The following is a 23,860-nucleotide window of genomic DNA, read 5'->3' as shown; positions in this document are numbered from 1 at the left end:
AAGGCCCGGGAGGGCTGCCTCCGGCGCTCATGTTTCAGGGCACCTGCTCCAATGCGGGCAAAAGTCTGCTCACCGCCGCCCTGTGCCGCCTGCTGGCGCGACGGGGGCTTCGGGTTGTGCCCTTCAAGGCGCAGAACATGGCGCTCAATTCTTTTGTGACAGCCGACGGCAAGGAGATGGGACGGGCCCAGGCTCTTCAGGCAGCGGCCTGCGGTCTGGCCGCCGATGTGCGCATGAATCCCGTTCTTTTGAAGCCCACATCCAACACAGGCTCGCAGGTTATCGTGCTGGGGGAACCGGTGGGGCAGATGCGTGTGGGAGCTTACCTGCGGTACAAGCCCGAAGCCTGGAAGGCCGTGCGGCGCGCCTACCGCAGCCTGGCGGCCGAAGCCGACGTGGTGGTGCTGGAAGGGGCGGGCAGCCCGGCCGAGATCAACCTCAAGGCGCATGATATCGTGAACATGCGCATGGCCCGCTATGCCCGTGCCCATGTGGCCCTTGTGGCCGACATTGACCGGGGCGGGGCCTTCGCTGCCCTGGCGGGCACCATGGCGCTGCTGACGCGGGCGGAAAGGGCGCGGGTGGCCGGGTTTATTCTCAACAAGTTCCGCGGGGATCCCACCCTGCTCGATCCGGCCCTGCACAGCCTCACCCGCCGCACGGGCAAGCCTTTCTGGGGCGTTGTGCCCATGCTGGAAAATCTGCGCCTGCCCGAAGAGGACTCCGTCAGCTTCAAGCTGGGCATCACGCCCGGCCTCAGCATGGGCCAGGGCCAAACTGCAGCCGCAGGAACGCTGGATGTCGTGGTGCCCGACCTGCCCCATATCAGCAATGCCACCGACCTGGACGCCCTGCGGCAGGAGCCCGGACTGCGCCTGCGCATCGTGCGCGCTGCTGGCGACTGGGGCCGTCCGCACGCGGTTATTGTTCCCGGCAGCCGGAACACCGTGGCGGACCTGCGTTTTTTGCGCGCCACGGGTCTGGCCGACGCCATAACACAGTTTGCCCGCACAGCCCTTACAGAGAAGCGGGGCGCGCTTGTGGGCATCTGCGGGGGGCTGCAGATGCTCGGCAGCGCCATTGACGATCCTCAGGGCCTTGAAGAGGGCGGCATGGAGCGCGGCCTGGGAATTCTGCCTTTGCAAACCCGTCTTGAAGCGGACAAAAAGCTGCTGCGGGTCACGGGCCGGGCCTGCGTCTGCCTTACGGCCGACTCATCGGAAAAATTCATGGACAGCGCGGCGCACGGGGGGCTTATGGCCCATGCCCAGCAAGTCGAAGGCTATGAAATACACCATGGCCGCACCGTTCCTCTGCAAGAAGGAGCAAACGCCCGCAATCTCCGCGAGGTGCTGGCGGACGCGACGGGCTGCCCTCTGGGCTGGGGCCTGTGCGACGCCGCCGGGCGGGCAAGGGTCTGGGGCAGCTATGTGCATGGCCTTTTTGATGCCGACGCCTTTCGTCATGCCTTTCTGTCTTCCCTGCGCAGCGACTGCGGTATGCCGCCTCTTGAGGGCTCTCCGTACGCGCTTGGCCCGGAGCTTGACAGGCTGGCGGACTGTGTTGAGAGATCCCTGGACATGGCGGCCATTTACGGGCTTCTTGGGCTGTGCTAGCCTGTACGAGGTCCGTGTTTTTACGCACGCCATGTTGGAAAAAGAAATGCCGTTCGCATGCCTTCCCGGCCACCACGGAACGCGGCGCGCGGATTGGCCCCGACTGATAGGGGCAAGGGTCATCGGTCGTACCCGGGTTACGGGAGCATAAGGCATGAGCATCAGAACCCTCATTAAAACCTCCAACATGGCGCAACTGGGCGTGGTGCTCATGCTTGGCCTGTGCATCATATGGCTCGGACGCAGTCTGTACGAGGTCAACGGACTTCTGCACCGCTACTACCGCTTTGCCAACCTGCTTGCCGAAATAGGCAACACCCCGCATAAAAGCTACCATGCCGCGCTTGACTACCTGTCCACCGGCGATGCCGCCCACCTAGAGCGCTGGCGGCATCTCCTGCGTGAGGAGCGGGGCGAGGAGCCCCGTCCTGATACGGCAAGGGAGGCTCCGGGCGAGCGCGTGGCGCTGACCACGCTGGTGGAAAATATGGAGGCGGACGCGTCCACGCGGGCGCAGCTGCATGATCTTCTGGCGCAGGTAAACAAATTCAATACCATGGCCGAGGCTACCGTCAATCTTGCCCTTGAGCAGAGGCCGGACTCCGGCTTGGCGGCGGATGCCCCCTGGAGCTCCCGGCCCGGCCCGCAAGCCGCCCTGCGCCTGATGCACGAGTGCAATCTGGCCCGCCAGCCGGATGCCATTGCCGCAGAAGCCAGCAAGATCGGCAGCATGCGGTACGCCGAACTCCTTGTCCGCCTGGACGAGCGTGAGGGCCTTCTGCGTTGGGCCATGCTGGCAGCCATGGGCGGCCTGATCCTGCTCGGGGGCTGCGTGCTGGGTAATGCCTGCATTTTCATAACGCGCGTGGCCAACCCTCTGGACAGGGTGAGCGGCTATGCAGAAAGCGTTGCCTCCGGGCTTGATCCGGAGCCGCTGCAACTCAGGCACAGGGATGAACTGGCGGGCATGTTCGCTTCATTGCAGCGTATGAAGGGCACGCTTTTTTCCCGCATCAGCGAGCTGAAAGAAGTTGAAATGTGGGCGCGCAAAAGCCGTCAGCAGGCCATGCTGGCGCGGTCGCAGGCGCTCGCATCGCTGGAGCTCGCCCAGCGGGCCTCCCATGTGCAGGACGATTTCTTGCGCCGCATCAGCCACGAAATACGCACGCCGCTCAACGCCATCATCGGCATGAGCTACCTCAGTCTGCAAACGGATCTCAGCGGCGTGCAGCGTGACTATCTTGCCCAGATCAACAAATCCGGCAGCGTGCTGCTGGACATGGTCAACAGGATTCTGGATTTTTCCAGCGCCAGTGAAGGGTCCATGCGTATGGAGCGCAGGGTTTTCGACCTGCCGGGCTTTCTGGAGCTGCTGCGTCAGAGCGTGGCGGGCACGGCTCTGGAAAAGCGCCTTTTGCTCAATGTGAGCCTGGACCCGTCCATTCCAACCACCGTAGCAGGTGATGAGCGCCATCTTGAAGAGGTGCTGCGCATCCTGCTGGACAATGCCGTCAAATATACTGTGCGCGGCAGCGTTGCCTTGAGCGTGCAGCGGGCGGACGAAGCCGCCGTGACCGAGGGGGCCCTGCGGCTGACCTTTGTGGTGGAAGACAGCGGCCCCGGACTGCGCGAAGAGGAATGGAAAAAACTTTTTGAGCCCTTTGCCCTGGGGGACGAATCCATGACGCGGTCGCGCAGCGGACTGGGCCTGGGCCTCGCGCTGGCGCGACAGTTGGTCAACCTTATGGGTGGCGAGCTTGAAGTGTTCAGCGTGCCGGGAGAGGGCAGCCGTTTCTTTTTTTCGGTAAATGTGGATGCCGTGGGCAACGTCAGCCTGCCTGCCGTGACTGAGGAAAAAACGTCTCTCGCCCGGCCTCTGCACCCCGCCGCCGACTCTTCCGGGAGTTTTTTCAGCGGGGCGCTGGCTCCGGCAGTTGAGACCCCGGAACCGGTCGAGTTTCCGCCCCGTACGGTGCTGGTGGTGGAAGACAACGACATCAACGCGCAGATCGCGCGTGAACTGCTGCAACAGGCGGGACTGGAAGTCATTCTGGCCGCCAACGGGCAGGAAGCCCTGGACCGGCTGGAAGCATCCGCGCATACGGGCATCGCCCTGGTGCTGATGGATGTGCAGATGCCGGTTATGGACGGTCTTGAGGCCACAAGGCGCATCCGTTCCCAGGGGTTTTCGCCGGTGGATCTGCCTGTCATAGCCATGACGGCCCATGCGGACATGTCTTCGCGCATGGACGGCAAGGATGTGGGCATGAACGACTACCTCACCAAGCCCGTAAATCCTGAAACGCTCTATGCCTCCCTTGAAAAATGGCTGCCTGGCGGGCTCCGGCGTAATCCTTTCAGGAAAGCGCACACGGAGGAGGCACTGCAGCCGGATCCGCAGACGAGCGCTTTTCTTTCAAGCACCGGTGAGGAAGACAGCCATGCCAGGTGCCTGCAGGCCATCAAGGGCCGCATGAAAGGGCAGCACAACCCTGTCATCAATATTGAAGCCGGTCTTGCCACCGTGGGCAACAACAGAAAACTGTATCTTGAGCTTTTGTTCCGTTTTATGGAACACTATGGCGACAGCGCCGCCCGTCTGCGCGACATGCTGCGCGACGGCGACCTTGATGCCGCCGCCCGTCTGGCGCATACCGTCAAGGGCGTGGCCGCCAATCTGGGGGTGGAGCGCATCCGCCGCCTGACCCGAATGATGGAAAACGCGCTGCCGGATACCCCGCTGGATCCTGGGCTGCTCAATGCTTTTGAGGCAGAGATGGCGCGTGTGCTCGACTACGTCCAGTCCGTAGAGGGCCTTGACCGCGAAACAAGAAGCGGCAATCTGCAACTTGCCGAAGAACACCGCACCGCGCTGCTGGCCCTGCTGGGCGAACTGCCCCAACGGGTGGAGACGGACTGGGGCGGGGTCGAGGGCGCTTTGGAAACACTGATGCCGCTGATCGAAGGCACGCCCCACGCTGAAGAAGTGGCGGCCATACTGGCGGCGGTCAAGGATTTTGATATGGACGGCATGACAGACAGAGCCTGCCGGTTGCGTAAAAAGCTGCTGCGCGGGGACGCCTGACGTTTTTTCGCGGGGCGTCGCCGCCTGAGCCCTTTTGCCGCAGGCGTCCTGGCCGATAAGGCCAATGGGGCCTTTTGCCCGCCACTGATGGAGGTAAGATCATGGATCATATAGCAGATACCGAGTTTGAGCGGAGCGGTGAAGACGGGCACGAAGGCGAAAGGCTGCAACTGGTCACCTTTCATATTGCCGGTGAAGAGTTTGGCGTGGACATTCTTTCCGTGCAGGAAATCATCCGGCCCATGCAGATAACCATGGTGCCGCATGCGGCGCGCTTTATTGAGGGCGTCATCAATCTGCGGGGCAAGGTCATACCCGTTATCAACATGCGTACCCGCTTCAATATGCCCGCCCTGGACCGCGACAGCGACACCCGCATCGTGGTGATGGAATTCAACCAGAAAATCGTGGGTTTTCTGGTGGACGGCGTTTCAGAGGTGCTGCGCATTCCCGCTTCCACGGTGGAGCCAGCCCCGCCCGTAATCTGCGGCATCGGCTCGGAATATATCAGGGGCGTGGGCAAGCTTGACGACCGCCTGCTTATTCTGCTTGACCTTGACACGTTATTGAGCGAAATGAACGCCGAAGCGGGCTAGGCGGCATTGATTCACCATATGCAGAAGCTGCCTGGCGATCCGGCGCATGCCGCGCCGCAGCCACCGGACGGGCGTCTGCCCGCCGGGCAACCGCCCGCGCAGCAGGAGGCTGTATGTCCATGCGTCTTTCCCGTTCCATAGTGGGTGAAGCAGAGGCCCGTGCCGTCAGCCGTGTTCTTCTTGAAGACGGCTACCTGGGTATGGGCAATGAAGTGCGCCTTTTTGAAGAAGAAGTGGCCCAGTATCTTGGCGTAAGGCCGGATCAGGTCATTACAACCAATACGGGCACGGCGGCCCTGCATCTGGCCGTCGACGCCGTGGCCGCAGGGTGCTCTGTGCCCGGCAAGCCCGAAGTGCTTGTGCCCTCCCTGACGTTCGTGGCGTCCTTTCAGGCCATCAGCGCCGCGGGCTGCGTGCCTGTGGCCTGCGACGTGCTGGCAGAAACCGGCACCCTTGACCTGGCCGATGCCGAAAAGCGCCTTACCCCCAATACCATCGCCCTCATGTACGTGGACTATGCCAGCAACCCCTGGCACCTTGATGAGGTCTATGACTTTGCCCGCCGCAAGGGGCTGCGCGTCGTTGAAGACGCCGCCCACGCGTTCGGCTGCAAGTATGACGGCCGCAAGGTCGGCAGTTTCGGCGATATGGTCTGCTTCAGCTTTGACGGCATCAAGAATATCACCTGCGGCGAAGGCGGCTGCCTGGTTGCTTTTGACGCCGAAGCCAGGCGGCTGGCTTCCGACGCCCGCCTGCTCTCCGTGGAAGATGACGCGCAAAAGCGCTTTGCCGGGGCCCGCTCCTGGGATCCGGACGTGAAGCGGCAGGGCTGGCGTTACCATATGAGCAACATCATGGCCGCCATCGGTCGTGTGCAGCTTTCGCGCCTCGAGGCGGAGTTCATCCCCGCGCGGCGCGCCCTTGCGGCCCGCTATGCCGAGCGCCTGTCCGGCGTGCCGGGCGTGGCTTTGCTTCGCACCGACCCCCGCGACTTTGTGGTGCCCCACATCATGCCGGTGCGCGTGCTCGACGGCCGCAAGGATGCGGTGAAGGAAGCTCTGGCCGCCCAGGGCCTGCCCACAGGCGTCCACTACAAGCCCAATCACCTTTTGAGTTACTTCGGCCATGGCGAAAGCCTGCCTGTCACCGAACAGCTGTACGCCGAACTGGTGACGCTGCCCATGCATCCCGGTCTGACCGTGGAAGACGTGGACGCCGTGTGCGCCGGAATCGCCGGGGCATTGAAGCGTTGAGCGGCGCAGGTTTGCGGCCGCCCAGCGCATCTGACCTTGTCGCGTTTGTAAGGGCCCTGCTGGCCAAACGGTGGGTGCGCTTCGGCATGGTGGGCGGGGCGGCCAGCCTTACGTATATTCTGCTGGGTCTGCTGTTCGTCAACCTGTGGGGCATGCCTGTTCTGGCAGGCAATGCCTTGGCCTATGCGCTGAGCTTCATCGTTTCCTACCTGGGGCAGAGCCTGTGGACCTTCCGCACAGCCGGACCGGGAAGCGGGCTCTCCCACTGGGCCATGCTGCCGCGTTTCGCCGCCACCCAGGCACTGGGGCTTGGCCTCAATTCCGCCATCATCTGGCTGCTCATGCGTCTTGGCCTGACGTATGCGGTGGCCATGCCCATAGCCGTGCTGCTTGTGCCGGTCATGGTCTATCTGCTGTGCAAGTACTGGGTGTTCCGGCACAGCGCCGCTCAAGTCCAGACCGCGCAGTCTGCCAGCCGGGCGGCGTCGTCCGAGCATCCCCCAACCAACGAGGAAAAACCATGAGCGTTCCTGCCGTTTCCGTCATCATGAACTGCCTCAACAGCTCCCGCGACCTGCGTGAAGCTATGGACAGCATCATGGCCCAGACGTTCACGGATTTTGAAATCGTTTTCTGGGATAATGGCTCCACGGATGAAAGCCCCGCCATTGCACAAAGCTATGGCGAAAAAGTGCGCTATTTCAGGGGCGAAACCACGGTGCCGCTCGGCGCGGCCCGTAATCTTGCCCTGGCGCAGGCCAGAGGGCGTTATATAGCCTTTCTGGATTGTGACGACATCTGGCGGCCCCGCAAGCTTGAGCTTCAGGTGGGGCTGTTTGAGGCCAACCCCCGAGTGGGGCTTGTCTGCACGGATACGGAAATTTTCGACGGCAAAAGGGTAATCAAACGCCTTTTTGCAGAAACACGGCCCGAACGCGGCATGGCCTTTGCCGCCCTGATGGAACGGCAGTGGATTTCCATGTCGTCAGCCATGGTTCGGGCCGATGCCTTGGCCGGTCTTTCAGAGAGCGGCGTGCCCACAGGGCAGGGTGAAAACGGCGGCTGGTTTGATGAAAGCCTCAACGTCTGCGAAGAGGCCGACGTTTTTTACCGCATTGCCCACGACTGGGAACTGGACCATGTGGACGAACCGCTTACGGTGTGGCGCGTACACGGGGCAAACACGACGTTTCGCAAGTTCGGCCAGTTTGCGGACGAAACCCTGCGCATTCTGGACAAGCACCGCCGCCTCTACCCTGGCTATGATCAGGAGCACGCCGGACTTGCGCTTCTGCTTACCCGCCGGGCCGCGTTTCAAAAGGCCGTAGCCCTGTGGCGCGAGGGCAGGAATGCCGAGGCGCGCAAAGCCATGGCCCCCTGGAGGAACAGCGGCAAAAAATACCAGATGTTCTGGTGGGCCAGCTATTTGCCGGGCGGGTGCTTTGACCTGGCCGCCCGCCTGTATTTTGCCCTTCCTGCCTTTCTTCGCCGATAACGCCACCTGTCTTGAAATATTTTGCGGGAGGAGACCCTTTAAAAACGGGTCTCCTCCCACATGTCCCCTAAAATATTTACTGTATCTTAGCGCATTTTATCTTTGAAAAAGTGTAAATGCTCTAACGTTGCGCAAGGCTGCTGCGCGCCGCAACGCGGCGCGGGTTTTGCCGAGAATAAGATTTTCTGCAGAATGACGCCTTCGAAATGTGCAATATTTCAAAGGCTGTCTGCTCCAGGCGGACGTGCCACGGTCATGCAGCGCGTACTTTTCAACGATATTCTGCTCTGACGGTTTGAGGGTTGGCTTTGCCGTTACGGGACTGGTGAACGCGTCGTTTGCCACGCGCCGGAGCAGTCGCGTAAAAAAAATCAAGAGTGCATATTTTCAGCGTTGATTTGCCCAAAGCCGTTTTTTTTAGTGTTGATACCGTCCGACTTTCAAAAAAGCATTGTTTTTTACTCAGGAAAAATGTATCCGTCCAAGAGCTATTCTTGGGGATGGACGGGTTTCAGATCGCGTGGGATGGACAAGCGCCTGTCACTCGTACCTCCAAAACCCACAGCGTTAAGGGAGCAGTTGTTATGGCATGGACGCAAGTTTACGATCCGATGGGCGGCCCTGTATGGTCCGCTCTGGTGGCAGGAATTCCACTCATCAGCCTTTTTTACATGTTGGCGGTTCGACGCGCCAAAGGTCACTACGCTGCGGCTCTGGCCGTGGCTCTGGCCTTCCTTCTTGCCCTCTTTGTATGGGGCATGCCCGTGAGCACGGCATTCAGCGCTCTGACGTACGGCGCGGCCTTCGGGCTCTTCCCGATCATCTGGATTGTTGTCACAGCCGTGTGGGTGTACAACATGACCGTGGAATCGGGCGAATTTGAGTACATCAAAGAATCGCTTGCCCGCCTGACGGACGACCGCCGTCTGCAGGCCATCTTTATCGCCTTTGCCTTCGGTTCGTTCATTGAAGGCACGGCCGGCTTCGGCACCCCGGTGGCCATTACCGCCGCCATGCTGGTGGGTCTGGGCTTCCGGCCCCTGTACGCCGCCGGTATCTGCCTTATCGCCAACACCGCCCCTGTGGCCTTCGGCGCCATTGGTATTCCGATCATCGTGGGCGCGCAGGTTTCTGGCCTGAACGAAATGACCGTGAGCCAGATCGTGGGCCGTCAGCTGCCCTTCCTGTCCATTCTTGTGCCCCTGTGGCTCTGCTGCGTCATGTGCGGCTTCCGCCGCGCCATGGAAGTGCTGCCCGCCATTCTCGTGGCCGGTGTGGCCTTTGCCGGTTCGCAGTTCCTGTTCTCCAACTTCCACGGCCCGACCCTGCCTGACATCATGTCGGCCCTGATCACCATCATCGCCCTGGTGCTGCTGCTGCGCGTGTGGAAGCCCGCCCGCATCTGGCGCTTCGAAGGCGAACAGGAAAGCAAGCTTGAAGGCGCTGCCCCTGCTTTTGGCGTGGTGCTTCGCGCATGGCTGCCCTACATCATTCTGGCCATCATGGTCTTTTTGTGGGGCCTGCCCCAGTTCAAGAACATGCTCAACGCCATTCCCGGCGCGGTCATGAAGTTCTCCTGGCCCGGCCTGGACGGCATGGTTGAAAAGACCGCCCCCATCGTGGCCAAGAACAGCAATTACGCCGCCGTGTTTATGTTTAACTGGCTGTCTGCTGGCGGTACCGCCATTCTGATCGCCGGTTTCATCGCCGTGCCCTTCATGCCCGGCTATTCCTTCGGCAAGGCGATCAATTGCTTTGGCCGTACCATTTACCAGTTGCGTTTCCCCATTCTGACCATCGCCATGATTCTTGGCCTGGCCTACCTCATGAACTACTCTGGCATGAGCTCCACAATGGGTATCGCCTTCACCCTGACCGGTTCGCTGTTCCCGCTGTTCTCGCCCATCCTGGGCTGGCTCGGCGTGTTCCTGACCGGTTCGGACACCTCCTCCAACGCCCTCTTCTGCGGTATGCAGCGCTCCACCGCCGAAGTGGTGGGCATGGACCCCAACCTGGCCGTGGCCGCCAACTCCTCCGGTGGTGTTACCGGTAAGATGATTTCGCCCCAGTCCATCAGTGTGGCCACCGCGGCTACCAACCTGGTGGGTCATGAAGGCGACCTCTTCCGCTTCACCCTGGGTCACAGTATCGCCATGACCCTGTTTATCTGCGCGCTCACCTATCTGCAGGCTGGCGTGCTGCACTGGATGCTTCCTTCCTAGCATCCGGCATCGACTGATTGTACGCGCCGCCCCGCAAGGGGCGGCGCTTTTTAGTTTGCTTGCCTGAGGGAAGGCATGACTGGCGCGAAGGTTTTTGGTTTCAGCGCGTTGGCGGCAGGGCGGGGTACCGTGCGGGCGACAGCTTTTCAGCGCGGCAAGGCTTGTCATGCGCGGGGCCTCAAGCGACAGGACCTTTGCTCACACCCGTTCCGCCCTCCTTGTGCAGAGAATTTTTGCGATAGCTATGGTGGCGTGACGCTTGGCAGGCGCGGTCTCTGGGGCCGCATCAGATCAGAAAATTTTTGTATGGTGCACACAATAAAGATTTTAGGGGGAGGGGGTATGGGGGAGGAGACCTCTTTTAGAGCATTTAGCCTTTGAAAAAAGTTAAATGCTCTAACGCTGCGCGAGAGTGCAGCGCGCCACAACGTGGCGTGGATTCTGCCGCAAATCGCATTTTCGGCAGAATGACACCTTTGAAATGCGAAATATTTCAAAGGTAATCTGGTCTAAAGAGGGCCTCCCCCACGAAGCATTTCAATCCCTCCCCCCAAAGCGTTTTGAAGGATATTAGGCCAAAACCATTTCCAGCACTGCGTCGGCCAGCAGGGCGGCGGCTTCGGTGACGCGGGGGGCCAGGGGGGGGGCCACGAGGACATCCGTGGTAAAATCGCCCACCAGCACCAGAGCGCCCAGGTTTCTCCGGCCCATGGGCGCGCCGCCGCAGCCCCCCATGCCCGATGCGCTGGCCACCTTATGGCCTGCCAGCAAGGCTCCTTCCACAAACAGGCTTTTGTCGTTGGGGTCGTCAAAAGCCTCTATCCAGATGGGACAGGCTGGCAGCAGGGCGGGCAGATTGTCGGCCGTGACGTGCAGCTTGTGCGTTGCCACGTCCATGTGCGGATTGAGTTCCAGCAGCAGTTCGCGCAGGGCGTCCACCTTGTGGCGGCCCACGTGGCGCGGCCAGTATTGCTGGCGGTTGAGGTTGGAGGCGTCCACCACGTCGTCGTCCACCAGGGTGATGTGCCCCACGCCGCAACGGGCCAGCATGAGGGCCGCGTTGGAACCCAGGCCGCCAGCCCCGGCAATGCCTATGCGGGCGCTGAACAGGGCGTCCAGCTGTTGGGGGCTGAAGTAGCGCCCGAGGCCGTCATGCAGAGGATTGGTCATGTTGTCTCCTGGAGCAGATCGCCACTGCGTCTGGTGATTCTTAAAGGATTGGGGCGTGCGCTCCGGCCGTAGCGGTCTGGACAGACAGCGCGCAGGGCTTGACGGCGCGGGCGTCAGGCCATGCCGCCGCCTGCCCGTCCCCTTTGCCGACCCCGCAGGTTCGGCGTCGGCAAAGGGGGGCAGGTGGTTGCAAGGCAATTAACAGGCCGTCGCGGGATGCTCCCAGTCCTTGAGTATGGGCTGGTAGCCCATGCCCAGCAAGGCCGAGGTCATTTCCTCCAGGCTGCGGCCATCGGTGATTTCAAACTGTCCCGGGTTGTGCAGGTCTTCAGTGACGCGCCCGCCCACAGCCGTGGAGACGCCCGCAGAAACGCGCGTGACCCCAAGAGGCAGCAGATGGTCGCGCATAAAGGCGCTTTCACGGCTGGAGCAGGTAATGCCCGCGCGGGGCAGGAAGCAGCGCAGGGCGGTCACGTATTGCACGAGGTGGCGGTCGTCCAGGGCGTGCGGCACGTCAAAACTGCCTTCGTGCGGGCAGATGCGCGGTATGGACACGCTGACGTCCATGCCGGGATAGTGGCGTTGCAGCCACCAGGCGTGCAGGCCCGTGGCAAAGGCGTCCTGCTCGAAGGATTCCAGCCCCAGCAGCGCTCCTACGCCCATGGAACGCATGCCCGCTTCAGCCGCGCGCTGCGGCGCGTTGAGGCGGAAGGCGTAGTCGCGTTTGGGCCCGGCGGGATGCAGCCATGCGTACAAATCAGGATTATACGTCTCCTGAAACATGGTCATGCTGTCCACGCCCGCGTCCACAAGCAGTTTGTATTCGTCGGTGGTGAGGGAGTAAACCTCGATGCCCACGGAGGCGAACCAGGGTTTTATACGCCGCGCCACATCGGCGATGTACTGGGGCGAGGACAGGTGGCGGGCGTCGCCGGTGAGCAGCAGCACGTGCTGGAAGCCCTGGTCGGCTATGGCCCTTGCCTCGGCGGCGGCCTCATCCACGCTGAGGTGGTGGCGGGGCTGTTTGTTTTTGGCGTTAAAGCCGCAGTAGCGGCATTGGTTGGTGCAGACGTCAGAGATGTACAGCGGGGTGAAGATGTGCACCGCTCGGCCAAAAAAGCGCAGGGTGAGCTCATGGGCGCGGCGGGCCAGAAGCTCCAGATGCGGGGCGGCGGCGGGGGAGAGAAGGGCCAGAAAATCCTCGGGCTGGAGGCTGTGCTTCTCAAGAACGGAAAAAACCTGTTCTTCCGTGGCCTTCTGCACGGCCTCGGCTCTTCGCTGCGCGGGCCAGTTCTGCAAAAAATCCTGAAATGTTTGCATGTTCATTACCCCCTAGCGCAAAAAGCCCGTAAGCGGGGATGAGGCTTCTGCTCCGGCGGCCATGCCGCGCACAAATCCCGGGCCGGAGAGCCATGCGTTGCGCCCGGCCCGCACGGCTTCGCCAAAGGCGCGCGCCATGGCCACAGGGTCGTTGGCCGAAGCTATGGCCGTATTGACCAGGCATGCGGCCGCGCCCATTTCCATAGCTTCGCAGGCTTGCGAAGGCCGCCCGATGCCCGCGTCCACAATGACGGGAAGGTCCAGTTCCTCTATCAAAATGGCGATCATCTCCTTGGTGCGCAGCCCCCGGTTGGTGCCGATGGGCGCGCCAAGCGGCATGACCGCGGCGGCTCCGGCCTCGACGCAGGCGCGGGCCACATAGAGGTCGGGATTGATGTAGGGCAGTACGGTAAAGCCCTCTTTGGCGAGAACTTCCGTTGCTTTGGCGGTTTCATAACCGTCGGGCAAGAGATGGCGCGTGTCGGAGATGACCTCGATCTTGATCCAGTCGCCGCAGCCTGCAGCGCGGGCCAGACGGGCGAGGCGCACGGCCTCTTCAGCGTTGCGCGCGCCGGAGGTATTGGGCAAAAGGCGCATGTGGCCGGGAATGTGCGTCAGGATATTTTGCGAGGTCTGCCCCGGCGCTGCGCCGTCCTTCTGGGAGGTGGGCTTGTCCACACGGCGCATGGCCACAGTGATGACCTGCGAACCGCTGGCCTCGGCCACGGCAGGGATAAGGCTGTCGGCCCCATATTTGCCGGTGCCGATAAAAAGGCGGCTGGAAAGGCTGACGCCGCCCAGCACAAAGGGATCATTAGCATTCATGGCGTACTCCGCGCAAAGGCGCTGCTGAAAGATTGCAGTTGTGGATGTGCGTTTTGCAAACAGGGGCAAGCGGCAGCAGAGGCCGTGCGTCTTTGGGAAGACACATTCTCAAGCCTGCGCGCTCGCCTGTTAGGGTGCGTAACAGCGCGGATGCCCGCGCTGACGCCCACATGGCGAGCGTCTGCCCGTGCAGCCGCCGGAACAGGTTCAACGTGAACGTGCCCTATCCACCACCCACAAACTGTACGATCTCAAGGCAATCGCCTTCTTGCAGCGTGGTTTGCGCAAAAGTGTCCCTGGCAATGATCTGCCCGTTGCGCTCTACAACCACGGCGCTGGCTTCATACGCCCGTTCTGTCAGAAACCGGCTGATGCTGGCGCCTGGCGCGCAGTCCTCGGTTTGGCCGTTAACCACGATGTTCATAAAGAACCTCCATAGGTTACAGGAGCCTGATCTGCGAGGGCGTGGCTGACGGTACCGAATTTGGCCACAAAAAAACCCGCAGAACCAATACGGCTGCGGGCAAGCACAAACCTGTCTCCAGGCTGGCCAGCTTCCCTTCGTCGGCATTATCCGCGTCAGGTGCAGAATCGCGTTTTTCTGCGCGATTCAAGGGGTCAGGGCGCTATCACCCTTTCTCAGCCACCGATGGCTCCCCCAGCCGGTAGGCAAACGATAGACTCATGCATTATGAAATGCAAGTCCCCCTGGTGAGGTCATTTTTGTACTGGACATGCCGCGCTGAACCTGTGCGGGTGAAGATGTTCGCCTTGTGGGTGCGTGTGGGGGGTGAGGACGATATATGAGGCCGAAAGCTTGCGAAAAAAAGTGCAAGTCGCGGAAAATTTTCACAGCGTGTTCTGCGCCGTCATTAGCTGCGGCACATTTTAAAAAATTTAATTAATATGGCGTGTTGTTGCTATCAGGAGCGAGTCGCGAAAGTAAGCGGGGCGTTTTTGCGGGGCCGCTATGGGCAAAAGATTGCGCCAAACGGTTTTCAGCGGCATGGACAGATAAAGATAATGGGTGTAGCAAAAAATTACGCAGGCCCGCAAAAACTGTATCACTGGGCTTAGATACAGTATGCGGGCCATATCGGGGTATTTTTTCAACAGTCTCTCAAGAGGAGGATGAGCACCACTGATAGGCTACAGTTTTGGTATGTGTTTGTGTATTGTTCTGGGCAGTTTCGCAGGGCAGCGGCATATCTGGCCGCCTGCCCGGTTGAGAAAGCAAGCCAAGCCCTGACGGGAGTAAACGATGGAAGCTCTTGAAAACATTAATGCCATAACGCTCGTGTTTGCGGCATTGTGTATTTTTGCTATTTCATACCGTGTTTACGGGATTTTTTTAGCAAATAAAGTATTGCGTCTTGATGGCAGTCGCGCGACGCCGTCTGTGCGGTTTGCCGACGGTCACGACTATGTGAAAACCAACGAATACGTTTTGTACGGCCACCACTTTGCGGCCATTGCCGCCGCCGGGCCTCTTGTGGGCCCCGTGCTGGCCGCCCAGTTCGGCTATCTGCCGGGTGCGCTGTGGATTCTTATCGGCTGCGTTCTCGGCGGCGCGGTGCATGACATGGTGGTTCTTTTCGCCTCCGTGCGCCATAAAGGCCAGAGCCTTGCGGCCATCGCCACGCGCGAAATCGGCCCTGTCACGGGCACGGTGGCTGGCATCGCCATTCTGTGTATTCTTATTCTCACCCTGGCGGGCCTTTCGCTGGCCTGCATCAGCGCCATGCACAATGCGCCCTGGTCGCTGTTTATTGTTGTCATCACCATGCCCATCGCTATGATCATGGGCCTCATCATGCGTTACAAGCAAAACAGCGTGCTGTTCGCCAGCCTTCTGGGTCTGGTGCTGCTTGTCGTGGGCATTTTGAGCGGCCATGACCTCATGCAGAAGGATGTGCTGGGCTGGGCCTTTGACTGGGACAGAAACACCGTGGCCATAGCCATTGCGGTTTACGGCTTTTTCGCGTCAGTGCTGCCCGTGTGGTTCCTGCTGGTGCCGCGTGATTACCTGTCGACCTATCTGAAGATAGGCACCATTCTCATGCTCACCGTAGGCATCATCTTTGTGCAGCCTACCATTCTCATGCCCACCATTACGCCCTTCATTAACGGCGGCGGCCCCGTGATCGGCGGGCCAGTGCTGCCCTTCATCTTTATCACCATTGCCTGTGGGGCCATTTCCGGCTTCCACGCCATTATCGGCACGGGCACCACTCCCAAGATGATCGGCAATGAGCGCGACATTCTGTTTGTGGGTTACGGCGCCATGCTGACCGAAGGCTTTGTGGCCATGATGGCCCTTATCGCCGCCTGCACGCTGATGCCCGGCGACTACTTTGCCATCAACGCCACGCCTGCCAAGTTCGACGCCCTGCTGGCAGCACACCCCAGCCTGCACACCGTCGACCTGGGCTTCTTTGAAGAAAAAATCGGCCTTAATCTGCATGCCCGCCCCGGCGGCGCGGTGTCTCTGGCTGTGGGTATGGCGCATATTTTCCACAAGATCCCGTATATGGATCACCTCATGGCCTACTGGTACAACTTTGCCGTCATGTTTGAAGCGGTCTTTATTCTGACCGCCATCGACTCCGGCACGCGCGTGGGCCGTTTCTTCCTGCAGGAAATGCTCGGCAAGGTGTACGCCCCGTTTGGCGACAAGAGCTGGACGCCCGGCGTCATCATTACCAGCCTGGTCTTCACTTCCATGTGGGGCTACCTGGTGTACACCGGCAACATCAGCAACATCTGGCCGCTCTTCGGCATGAGCAACCAGCTGCTGGCGGCCTGCTCCCTCATCGTCTGCACCAGCATGCTGCTGCGCATGAACAGGGGCAAGTACTGCCTCATGACGGCCATCCCTGGCGTGTTCATGACGGCAGTGACCTTCTGGGCCGGCTATCTGCAACTGACGACCGACTATATCCCCAACGGCAAGTATCTGCTGGCCAGCCTGGCCTGCCTTGTCATGGTGCTTATGGTCTTTGTTATTGTGGGCACGTTCCGCCGCTGGTCTGAACTTATGGGCATCAAGACCCTGGTTACAGACTCCTACGGCGAATCCGTACGCGCGCTTGTTGAAGAATAGCCCGCACGCATAACTCTGCCTGAAAGGGGACTACTGCGACGCAGTGGTCCCCTTTTTTCAGCAAAAAACCAGCGTGCGCATAGCAGATCTGGCCGCTGTCGGCGGGATCAGCGGGTGACGTGATGTCTGGGCTGTGAAAATTATCATTTGCCAAGACCGACATCATTTGATAGCTTGATTGAACAAACAGTGAGCGGTTGCAGTGTCGGAACCGCGACAAAAAATATAGAGCGTTTTTCTGGGCACGATCGAGATGTGAGGCGCAACTGCTCTCCCCTTGAATAGCCATCCTGGCCAGAATCGTACGCGTTTTGTTAAGTTGCGTGCCTGCTCCGGAGCCCTTTGGCGGCAAGCCCTGAATGGGTATTTTACTGTGAAATGCCCAGGCGGCTGTGTGAGCAGACGTTAGAGCAGTTTACGATAAAACGAATTGACTGCTCCGCAAGGATTTTCGTGAAAATCCTTGTCACGAAGTGCGAGTGGGCAGGTTTTTGCCTGCCGTACGCGAGCATTGCAAACGTCAAGTGCTCCAGTTGTCGAAAGCGCAGGCGCGTCTGTCTGTGCGGCCAAGCCGTAACGGGAATGCCGCACCCTTTGAGAATGCATATGCGTAAAAGCGGTCTGCTCCGGATTGCTTGCGCTGGTATACGGGAACAGTTCACGGCGGAATGCGCAGGCGGATGCCTGGGCAGACGTTTGCCGTAAAAGCGTGAAAACGCCTTCATCTGTGGCCTCAGGGCTGCAAATGAAGCAAGACCGCTGGCAGTTGCAAGATAGCGCAACGACCGGAGAGTCTGACGCTTGGGGGATGGGCATCCCCGCGAGATCTTGTTCCCGGCAAGACCGCTGAAAGCGTTGTGCCTGCGTATGCGCAACGTACGGTCACCCTGATTTTGCTACAGGGGTGACGCTATTTCCAAGAGTGGCGGGCAAGCCCGTCCATTGCGCCGGATCTGGAACAGGCGGGACCGCATGCCCGCCTGACACGCTGATGGCCCTACCCATACAGCGCTTCCAGATGTCCAAACCGTTTGGCGGCCCCGGAAACGGATTTTCCCGAACCGGGAGAGTTTGCCGCTGCCACAAACGACGCGTACTGGCGGAGTCTGAGAATCCTTGCAATCCTCACGCCCCGGACGAAGCTTGCATCAATCGCCAAGACCCCGGCCAGAACTGGCCGGGGTCTTATTTTTGCATCTGTAAAGGCTTGTGCGGGCCGAGTGGTTCTTCTTTGAAAGGTTTTGTGGGGGAGGGACCCTTTTGCAAAAGGGTCTCCTCCCCCACGCCCCCACCCCCTAAAACTCTTAGTGTGTTTTGGCATGATATTGGGTGGTTATTGCTCTGAAGCGGGACAGCGACACAGCCTCTATCAGGCATCACGCCATCGCATGGGGCATCTGCTCCGGAGCGCGTTCTCGACTGGGGGCGACCAGAGAAGCAGAGTGGGGACAGGCGGAAAAACAGAGGCGACAGGGCAGGCGTGCGGAGGGCGTGCCCGTGCAGGCGTCGACAGGCCGCGTGGTGTGGGAAGGCGGCCCCATGCAGGCGGCGACAGGGGAGTCAGAAGGGAGCCAGGGCGACAGGAACGGCAGGAAGGGCGATAGTGACTGGCGCCAAAAGCAGCGGCAGCGCCCCTTTTGAGAGCGCTGCCGTTGTGCGAAGATCGATCGTCTTAGACCAGGTTAACTTTGAAATGCTTTACATTTCAATTTGTCATTCGGCCGAATCCTGGCCTTGTTGTGACGCGGTGCACTCTTGTGCAGCGTTAGAGCATTAAGCTTTATCAACGTTAAAATGCACTAATCGAGGCCCATGGCCTTACTGATTTTTTTGGCGGCTTTTTTGACTTTTTGCAGTGGCGTCTGTTCCCCGGCGGCCTCAAATTCACGCAGCAGTTCCACCTGCCGGTCTGAGAGGCGCGTGGGGGTGAGTACCTTGACTTCCACCAGCATGTCGCCGCGCTGTCTGCGGCCAGGGTAGGGCATGCCCTCGCCGGGCACGCGCAACACAGCGCCGCTCTGAACGCCTTTGGGAACATCCAGGGGGATGGGTTTTTCCAGGCCGGGAATTTCCACCCTGTGCCCGAGGGCCGCCTGCACAAAACTTACTTCCTGGGTAAAAACAAGGTCCTGGCCCTGACGCCGCCAGCGCTTGTCCTGTTCAACAGTCAGCACCACGTAAAGGTCGCCGGGAGGGCCGCCGTGTACGCCGGGTTCGCCCTCGCCGCGCACGCGCAGCCGGGTTCCCGTGTCCACTCCGGCGGGCACGCGCACCACCAGTTCGCGGGTATCGGTCACAATGCCTTCACCCTTGCACTTGGCGCAGGGTTTGGTAATGACGCGCCCCGTGCCCTGGCAGGTGGTACAGGGCATGGCGATCTGGAAAAATCCCTGTGACCGGCGCACCTGGCCTGTGCCATTGCACTGACGGCAGGCCTCAACCTTGCTGCCCGGAGCCGCGCCGCTGCCCTTGCAATCGCTGCAGGTAACGTGCTTTGGCAGGGAGAGGGTGATTTCATCGCCAGTGGCGGCCTGTGAAAAAGAAATGGTCAGGTTATAGCGCAGGTCTGAGCCGGCCATGGGGCGCGGGCCCCGGCTGGCGGCAGAAAATCCGAAGAGATCGCCAAAAATATCGCTGAAATGGGCGAAAATATCTTCGTTGCTGCCAAAACCTCCGCCCCCGTTAACGCCAGCATGGCCAAAACGGTCATAGCGGGCGCGCTTGTCAGGGTCGCGCAGAACATCATAGGCTTCGGCCGCGCGCTTGAAATTCTGTTCAGCCTCAGGATCATTGGGATTGTGATCCGGGTGATACTTGAGGGCAAGCTTGCGGTAGGCCTTTTTGATCTCGTCATCGCCAGCGCTGCGGCTAACGCCCAGCACCTCGTAGTAATCAAGCTCCATCATGGTCCGGATTCCGGTGGCTGCGTGCTTGTGCGCCTGGGCTAAAGGTTGTATTCACAGGCGCGGCGGCTGCCCAAGGACAGCCGCCGCGCAGATATTGCAAGCTCTGAGTCCCTACTCGCCAGAAGCAGGCGCGGCCTGCTCTTCGGCAAGGGGATTGTAAAGGCTGTCATCATCGGGCAGCACTTTGCCCGCGGCAATTTCGCGAAGGGCGGTGACCACTTCCTTGTTGCGCGATTCCACAAGGGGTTCATACCCCTCACGGTACTGATGCACGCGCTTGATGGCCATTTGCACAAGCAGAAAGCGGTTGTCTACGCGCTCCTGGCAATCTTCAACTGTAATACGGGCCATGCTGCCTCCGTAGTGTGCGCGGCCAAGGGCCGCTGGCTGGGGCGAAAGGGTCTTCGCCGCAGTTCGTTTTGATAAATAATACCGCCCGACCTTTTGTAAAGGGCCGGGCGTGGAATACGCCTGGGGCAGGCTTTGCCTGCTGAAATAAGATATGATATAGGCCGCCATTGACACTGTCAAGCATGCGCGGGAGAGCCCGGCAGCATAGACGATTTTGAAGGAGATTGCCAGCCATGAGCAGAGAAAAAAGGTCTTTCGCGCAGGAAGTGTGCGTAAAAAGCGCGGGCAAGGCCATGCAGATGACAAATATGCTCTGGCCTGGCTGCCGGGTGGGCGTGGCTGCCTCCGGCGGGGTGGACAGCTTTGTGTTGCTGAAGACTCTTAAAATTCGCCAGGGAATCGTACCTTTTCACTTTGAAATGATGGCCCTGCACCTTAATCCCGGTTTTGACAGCCAGAGCCACACGGCTCTTTTGCCCTGGCTGGCCGAGCACGGCATCCCCGCCCATGTGGAAGTGACAACGCACGGGCCTGACGCCCATTCCGAAAAGAACCTGCGCCGCTCGGCCTGTTTTCGCTGCGCATGGCTGCGCCGCAAGAGGCTTTTTGAGCTTTGCGCGCAGTACAAGCTGACCCACCTGGCGCTGGGCCACAATGCGGAAGACCTGGTTGAGACGTTTTTTATGAATCTTTGCCGCAACGGACGGGTGGACGGCATGAGTATGAACGAGCCCTTCTTTAACGGCCAGTTGCAGCTTATCCGCCCGCTCATGCTCGTGGAAAAAAAATATATCCGTCAGGCGGCGCGCCAGTGGAGCTTGCCCATATGGGCCAATGCCTGCCCTTCGGCGGGCAGGACAGCCAGAAGCGACATGGCCCAGACGCTGGAGCACCTTTACGCCGTCACCAAGGATGGCCGCCGTTGCGTGCTCAACGGCCTGACGCGCTGGCAGCTGGAAAAAAGCAGCAGCGCCGCGCAAAAAGACGCGACGGACGAAGAATAGGGAGCAGGGCGCTTGCATCTGCGCCAGCCTGACGGTCGGTTACGCCGCCGCTGCCGGGGCATCGTGCGCCGTCAGACTGTTGCGCGCCGGAGTGGGCGTGCCGTGCCCGTCGCACATATCTATGCGCAACGTCCGCTGTTTCAGAGGCCGCGTTAGCGCGAATCAACCCTGACGGCTGTTTGTGAGGTCGCTTGCCGCCACGGTGGCGCAAGTATTTGTCCGCTGTTATGGTTGGTGAGTCATCACGGGCTGTTACGCAGCGAAAGGGCGTGTGGCATGCTCCAGCCTGGCTTCAGGGCAGGAGCGCCAGGCCAGGAGCGCTGAGCCGTGGCCGTCAATTTTCTTGCATTGACAGTGCCGCCCTGGCCCCATAAAGTTTGCGCACATGCTTTTCGGCAAATATCACATTGTCATATTCAAGGAAGGTCGTAGCGGCAGCCGTAATCTGCGGATGCGGGGCTGGTTCGGCTTTTTTGCCTGCGTTCTTGTGGTGGCTCTGGCAGCCTGCAATGTCTGGCTGGTGCGCGCCTGGCTCGAGGCGCGCCATCTCAACGACGACCTTATAAACGCCCAGCGCGTCATCAGCGAGCAGCGCCGCCAGCTGGTCAATCTGGCCGAGCGCATTTCGCAGGTGGGGCGCGACCTGCAAAGGGTTCAGAGCTTCGACTCCAAGCTGCGCATCATGATGAATATGGAAAAAGACCCCGCCGATGCTGGCGGCGGCCTTGATGTCGCGGGCGATTTTTCACGGTCTTACCTGCCCCTGCACCGGCAGGAGCTGGCCGCCCGCAAAATGCAGGATTTTCTTGAGCGGCTTTCGCAATCCGCACGTCTTGAAGAAGTGCGCCAGCAGGACCTCTTGCTGGCCCTGCGCGAAAACAGGGACGCGCTGACCTCCATGCCCACAATCTGGCCCGTGGTGGGCTTTGTGTCTTCCAGCTTCGGCTGGCGCTCCTCGCCCTTCGGCGGTCGGGGGCACTTCCACAAGGGGCTGGACATCACCAACCGCATAGGCACCCCCGTGGTGGCTCCGGCACAGGGGCTGGTTACGCAGTCCGGCCAAGACGGCGCGTACGGCTTGAGCCTTGAAATCAACCACGGCGGCGGCGTTATCACCAAGTACGGGCACATGCAGCGTTGCGCCGTGCCTGTGGGCGTGTGGGTCAAGCGGGGGCAGGTCATCGGCAATGTGGGCATGAGCGGAAGAACCACCGGCCCGCACCTGCATTATGAAGTGCGCCTCAACGGCGTGCCGGTGAACCCCATGCGCTACATTCTTGATTAGATACACTGCCGCTTTGAAATTTTTTGTGGGCGTGGGACCCTTTTGCAAAAGGGTCCCACGCCCACACCCCCTAAAACCCTTGTCGCAGTTCAGTATGGCACGAGGCGTTTCATGATTTGAAGTGGGGCAGGGGCCGCCTGCCTTTCGTCCGCACCGATCGCCGCTCTCTTTTTCAGCCTTTACAGCCACTGCGCGCCATCTGCCCAACTGGACAGTTGGCACTTCGCTCTTATATACTATAATACGTGAGGACGACCTCCCCCATAAAGGGTATGTAATCCGGGACGACCCGGCTCTGATCAAGGAGAGCCGTGATGGCCTGGATTTTTCTTTTTTTCGCCGGATTGCTTGAGGTTGTCTGGGCATATACAATGAAGCTGTCGCTTGGTTTCACCAGGCCTCTGCCCTCGGTACTCACCTTTGTGGCAATGGCCGCCAGCTTTGCGCTGTTATCCGTAGCCATGAAAAGCCTGCCCCTGGGCACGGCATATACCATCTGGACCGGCATAGGCGCGGTGGGCGCGTTTTTACTGGGCATACTGGTGCTCGGCGAGCCTGCCAACGCCATGCGCGTGGGCGCGGCCGCGCTTATAGTGACCGGGCTTGTGATGATGAAGCTTTCTTCGTGACCGCCATTTACCCTCGTGACATTCCCCTAATCGCACATCTCCCAACAAAAAAGCCGCTGTAAAAAGCGGCTTTTTTGTTGGATAGGCAGGTTCACGTGAAATAGTTCTGGGCACTGCGGGGTCAGGCGTTGGCCACGAAGAGTTGCGGCGGGGTATTCGCGTTATTCGCGTTATTCGCGTTATTTGCGTTGTCCGCGCGGATAATTTTTGAGATGGCGATGCCATTAAGACGCCGCCTCTGGTCCCCAGCTTCAGAGCAGAAAGCTCTTTGTGCCGTACTGAAATCCCGTAAGATTTTTGGGGGTGGGGGCGTGGGGGAGGGACCCTTTTGCAAAAGGGTCCCTCCCCCACAAATCCCGCTATCATCCCTGTTATCCAGCCGCTAGGCCGATAATTCCTTGCAGATATCGTCTGTAGAGCGCACGGATGCAAAGACGCCGTTCAGCGCGGCCATGAAGGCCAGATGCACCTGATCCGCCGCCACGGATTGATCCGCGAGGGTCAGTGTTCTTGTGGCGCAGGCATCGTGTGCAAGAATGCAGGCATAGCCGAGATCAAAAGCCGCACGAACAGTGGTATCCACGCACATGTGCGACATCATTCCGGCCACAACCAGTTGCGTGATGCCTTTGTCTTCCAGATGTTTTTTCAGCGTCGTCTCGCGGAACGAATTGGGAAAATGCTTGACGACCACGGGCTCGCCGCTTTCCGGCAGGACACATTTGTGGATGTTAACCCCTTCGGTGTCCGGCAGAAAAAACGTTGCGCCGGGCTGCATGGCCACATGTTGCACATGGATGACCGGCAGCTGCAACCTCCTGAATGTTTCAAGCAACAGGCCAGCTTTGGCTCCGGCTTTGTCGCTTCCATCCAGTTCCATCTTTCCACCGGGGAAGTAGTCATTCTGAACGTCAATTATGACAAGAGCTTTCTTCATGTCATGCCTCCATGAGGCGTTTTGCGGCAGGCAGTACTCTTTGTCCTGCGCCTTCACTCATCA

Annotated in this window: 18 protein-coding genes; 11 read left to right on the top strand and 7 right to left on the bottom strand. The window is 60.1% G+C overall.

Features of this window, described 5'->3' with window-relative positions:
* Positions 1-29: 29 nt before the first annotated feature.
* The 7 genes from BCS36_RS14045 (at position 30) to BCS36_RS14015 (ending at position 10,267) form a co-directional block, all read left to right on the top strand.
* The gene (locus BCS36_RS14045; protein ID WP_291303481.1) at positions 30-1,616 is read left to right on the top strand and encodes a cobyric acid synthase; all 1,587 of its coding nucleotides are present in this window, start codon (positions 30-32) and stop codon (positions 1,614-1,616) included.
* Positions 1,617-1,770: 154 nt separating this feature from the next.
* Positions 1,771-4,701: a response regulator gene (locus BCS36_RS14040; RefSeq protein ID WP_291303466.1), complete on the top strand. Its 2,931-nt coding sequence runs from the start codon at positions 1,771-1,773 to the stop codon at positions 4,699-4,701.
* 101 nt (positions 4,702-4,802) lie between these two features.
* Positions 4,803-5,297 carry a chemotaxis protein CheW gene (locus BCS36_RS14035; RefSeq protein WP_291303465.1) on the top strand — a complete coding sequence of 165 codons (495 nt, stop codon included), beginning with the start codon at positions 4,803-4,805 and terminating at the stop codon, positions 5,295-5,297.
* Positions 5,298-5,410: 113 nt separating this feature from the next.
* On the top strand, positions 5,411-6,550 hold the full coding sequence (locus BCS36_RS14030) for a DegT/DnrJ/EryC1/StrS aminotransferase family protein (RefSeq protein ID WP_291303464.1): 1,140 nt from the start codon (positions 5,411-5,413) through the stop codon (positions 6,548-6,550).
* Positions 6,517-7,074 carry a GtrA family protein gene (locus BCS36_RS14025; RefSeq protein WP_291303463.1) on the top strand — a complete coding sequence of 186 codons (558 nt, stop codon included), beginning with the start codon at positions 6,517-6,519 and terminating at the stop codon, positions 7,072-7,074. The genes BCS36_RS14030 and BCS36_RS14025 overlap by 34 nt, the downstream gene beginning before the upstream one ends.
* Entirely contained in the window at positions 7,071-8,045 is a 975-nt protein-coding gene (locus BCS36_RS14020) for a glycosyltransferase (RefSeq protein ID WP_291303462.1), read from the top strand. Before BCS36_RS14025 ends, BCS36_RS14020 begins: the two co-directional genes overlap by 4 nt.
* 584 nt (positions 8,046-8,629) lie before the next feature.
* Complete coding sequence (locus BCS36_RS14015; RefSeq protein WP_291303461.1) at positions 8,630-10,267, top strand: L-lactate permease; 1,638 nt, start codon at positions 8,630-8,632, stop codon at positions 10,265-10,267.
* 570 nt (positions 10,268-10,837) lie between these two features.
* Here BCS36_RS14015 and thiF read toward each other — a convergent pair.
* The 4 genes from thiF to thiS all read right to left on the bottom strand — a co-directional run bounded on the left by thiF (position 10,838) and on the right by thiS (position 14,006).
* Positions 10,838-11,437, bottom strand: a complete 600-nt coding sequence (gene thiF, locus BCS36_RS14010) for a sulfur carrier protein ThiS adenylyltransferase ThiF (RefSeq protein WP_291303460.1) — start codon at positions 11,435-11,437, stop codon at positions 10,838-10,840.
* Between the two features lie 198 nt (positions 11,438-11,635).
* Positions 11,636-12,757, bottom strand: coding sequence for a 2-iminoacetate synthase ThiH (gene thiH / locus BCS36_RS14005; RefSeq protein ID WP_291303459.1), 1,122 nt, complete (start codon positions 12,755-12,757; stop codon positions 11,636-11,638).
* 12 nt (positions 12,758-12,769) lie between these two features.
* The gene (locus BCS36_RS14000) at positions 12,770-13,582 is read right to left on the bottom strand and encodes a thiazole synthase (RefSeq protein WP_291303458.1); all 813 of its coding nucleotides are present in this window, start codon (positions 13,580-13,582) and stop codon (positions 12,770-12,772) included.
* 223 nt (positions 13,583-13,805) lie between these two features.
* Positions 13,806-14,006, bottom strand: a complete 201-nt coding sequence (thiS, locus tag BCS36_RS13995) for a sulfur carrier protein ThiS (RefSeq protein ID WP_291303457.1) — start codon at positions 14,004-14,006, stop codon at positions 13,806-13,808.
* Between the two features lie 855 nt (positions 14,007-14,861).
* Between thiS and BCS36_RS13990 the strand changes: the two genes are divergently transcribed.
* A complete protein-coding gene (locus tag BCS36_RS13990) occupies positions 14,862-16,685 on the top strand; it encodes a carbon starvation protein A (protein WP_291303480.1) in 1,824 nt (607 codons plus the stop codon).
* A 1,799-nt stretch (positions 16,686-18,484) separates the two neighbouring features.
* On the opposite strand, the gene dnaJ is transcribed toward BCS36_RS13990, so the two are convergent.
* Together dnaJ and rpoZ are read right to left on the bottom strand one after the other, a co-directional pair.
* Entirely contained in the window at positions 18,485-19,591 is a 1,107-nt protein-coding gene (gene dnaJ, locus BCS36_RS13985) for a molecular chaperone DnaJ (protein ID WP_291303456.1), read from the bottom strand.
* A gap of 111 nt (positions 19,592-19,702) precedes the next feature.
* Positions 19,703-19,942, bottom strand: a complete 240-nt coding sequence (rpoZ, locus tag BCS36_RS13980; RefSeq protein WP_291303455.1) for a DNA-directed RNA polymerase subunit omega — start codon at positions 19,940-19,942, stop codon at positions 19,703-19,705.
* A gap of 233 nt (positions 19,943-20,175) precedes the next feature.
* Here rpoZ and BCS36_RS13975 point away from each other — a divergent pair, with 233 nt between their 5' ends.
* From BCS36_RS13975 to sugE, 3 genes are all read left to right on the top strand, one after another.
* Positions 20,176-20,946, top strand: coding sequence for a tRNA 2-thiocytidine biosynthesis TtcA family protein (locus BCS36_RS13975; RefSeq protein WP_291303454.1), 771 nt, complete (start codon positions 20,176-20,178; stop codon positions 20,944-20,946).
* Positions 20,947-21,331: 385 nt separating this feature from the next.
* Positions 21,332-22,231: a M23 family metallopeptidase gene (locus BCS36_RS13970; RefSeq protein WP_291303453.1), complete on the top strand. Its 900-nt coding sequence runs from the start codon at positions 21,332-21,334 to the stop codon at positions 22,229-22,231.
* Between the two features lie 314 nt (positions 22,232-22,545).
* A complete protein-coding gene (gene sugE, locus BCS36_RS13965; RefSeq protein WP_291303452.1) occupies positions 22,546-22,860 on the top strand; it encodes a quaternary ammonium compound efflux SMR transporter SugE in 315 nt (104 codons plus the stop codon).
* A 382-nt stretch (positions 22,861-23,242) separates the two neighbouring features.
* On the opposite strand, the gene BCS36_RS13960 is transcribed toward sugE, so the two are convergent.
* Positions 23,243-23,797 carry a cysteine hydrolase family protein gene (locus tag BCS36_RS13960; RefSeq protein ID WP_291303451.1) on the bottom strand — a complete coding sequence of 185 codons (555 nt, stop codon included), beginning with the start codon at positions 23,795-23,797 and terminating at the stop codon, positions 23,243-23,245.
* Positions 23,798-23,860: the final 63 nt, after the last annotated feature.

The organism is Desulfovibrio sp. MES5 (assembly GCF_002237645.1).
Taxonomy (GTDB): Bacteria; Desulfobacterota; Desulfovibrionia; order Desulfovibrionales; family Desulfovibrionaceae; genus Desulfovibrio.
This window is presented reverse-complemented; position numbering and strand designations above follow the sequence as displayed.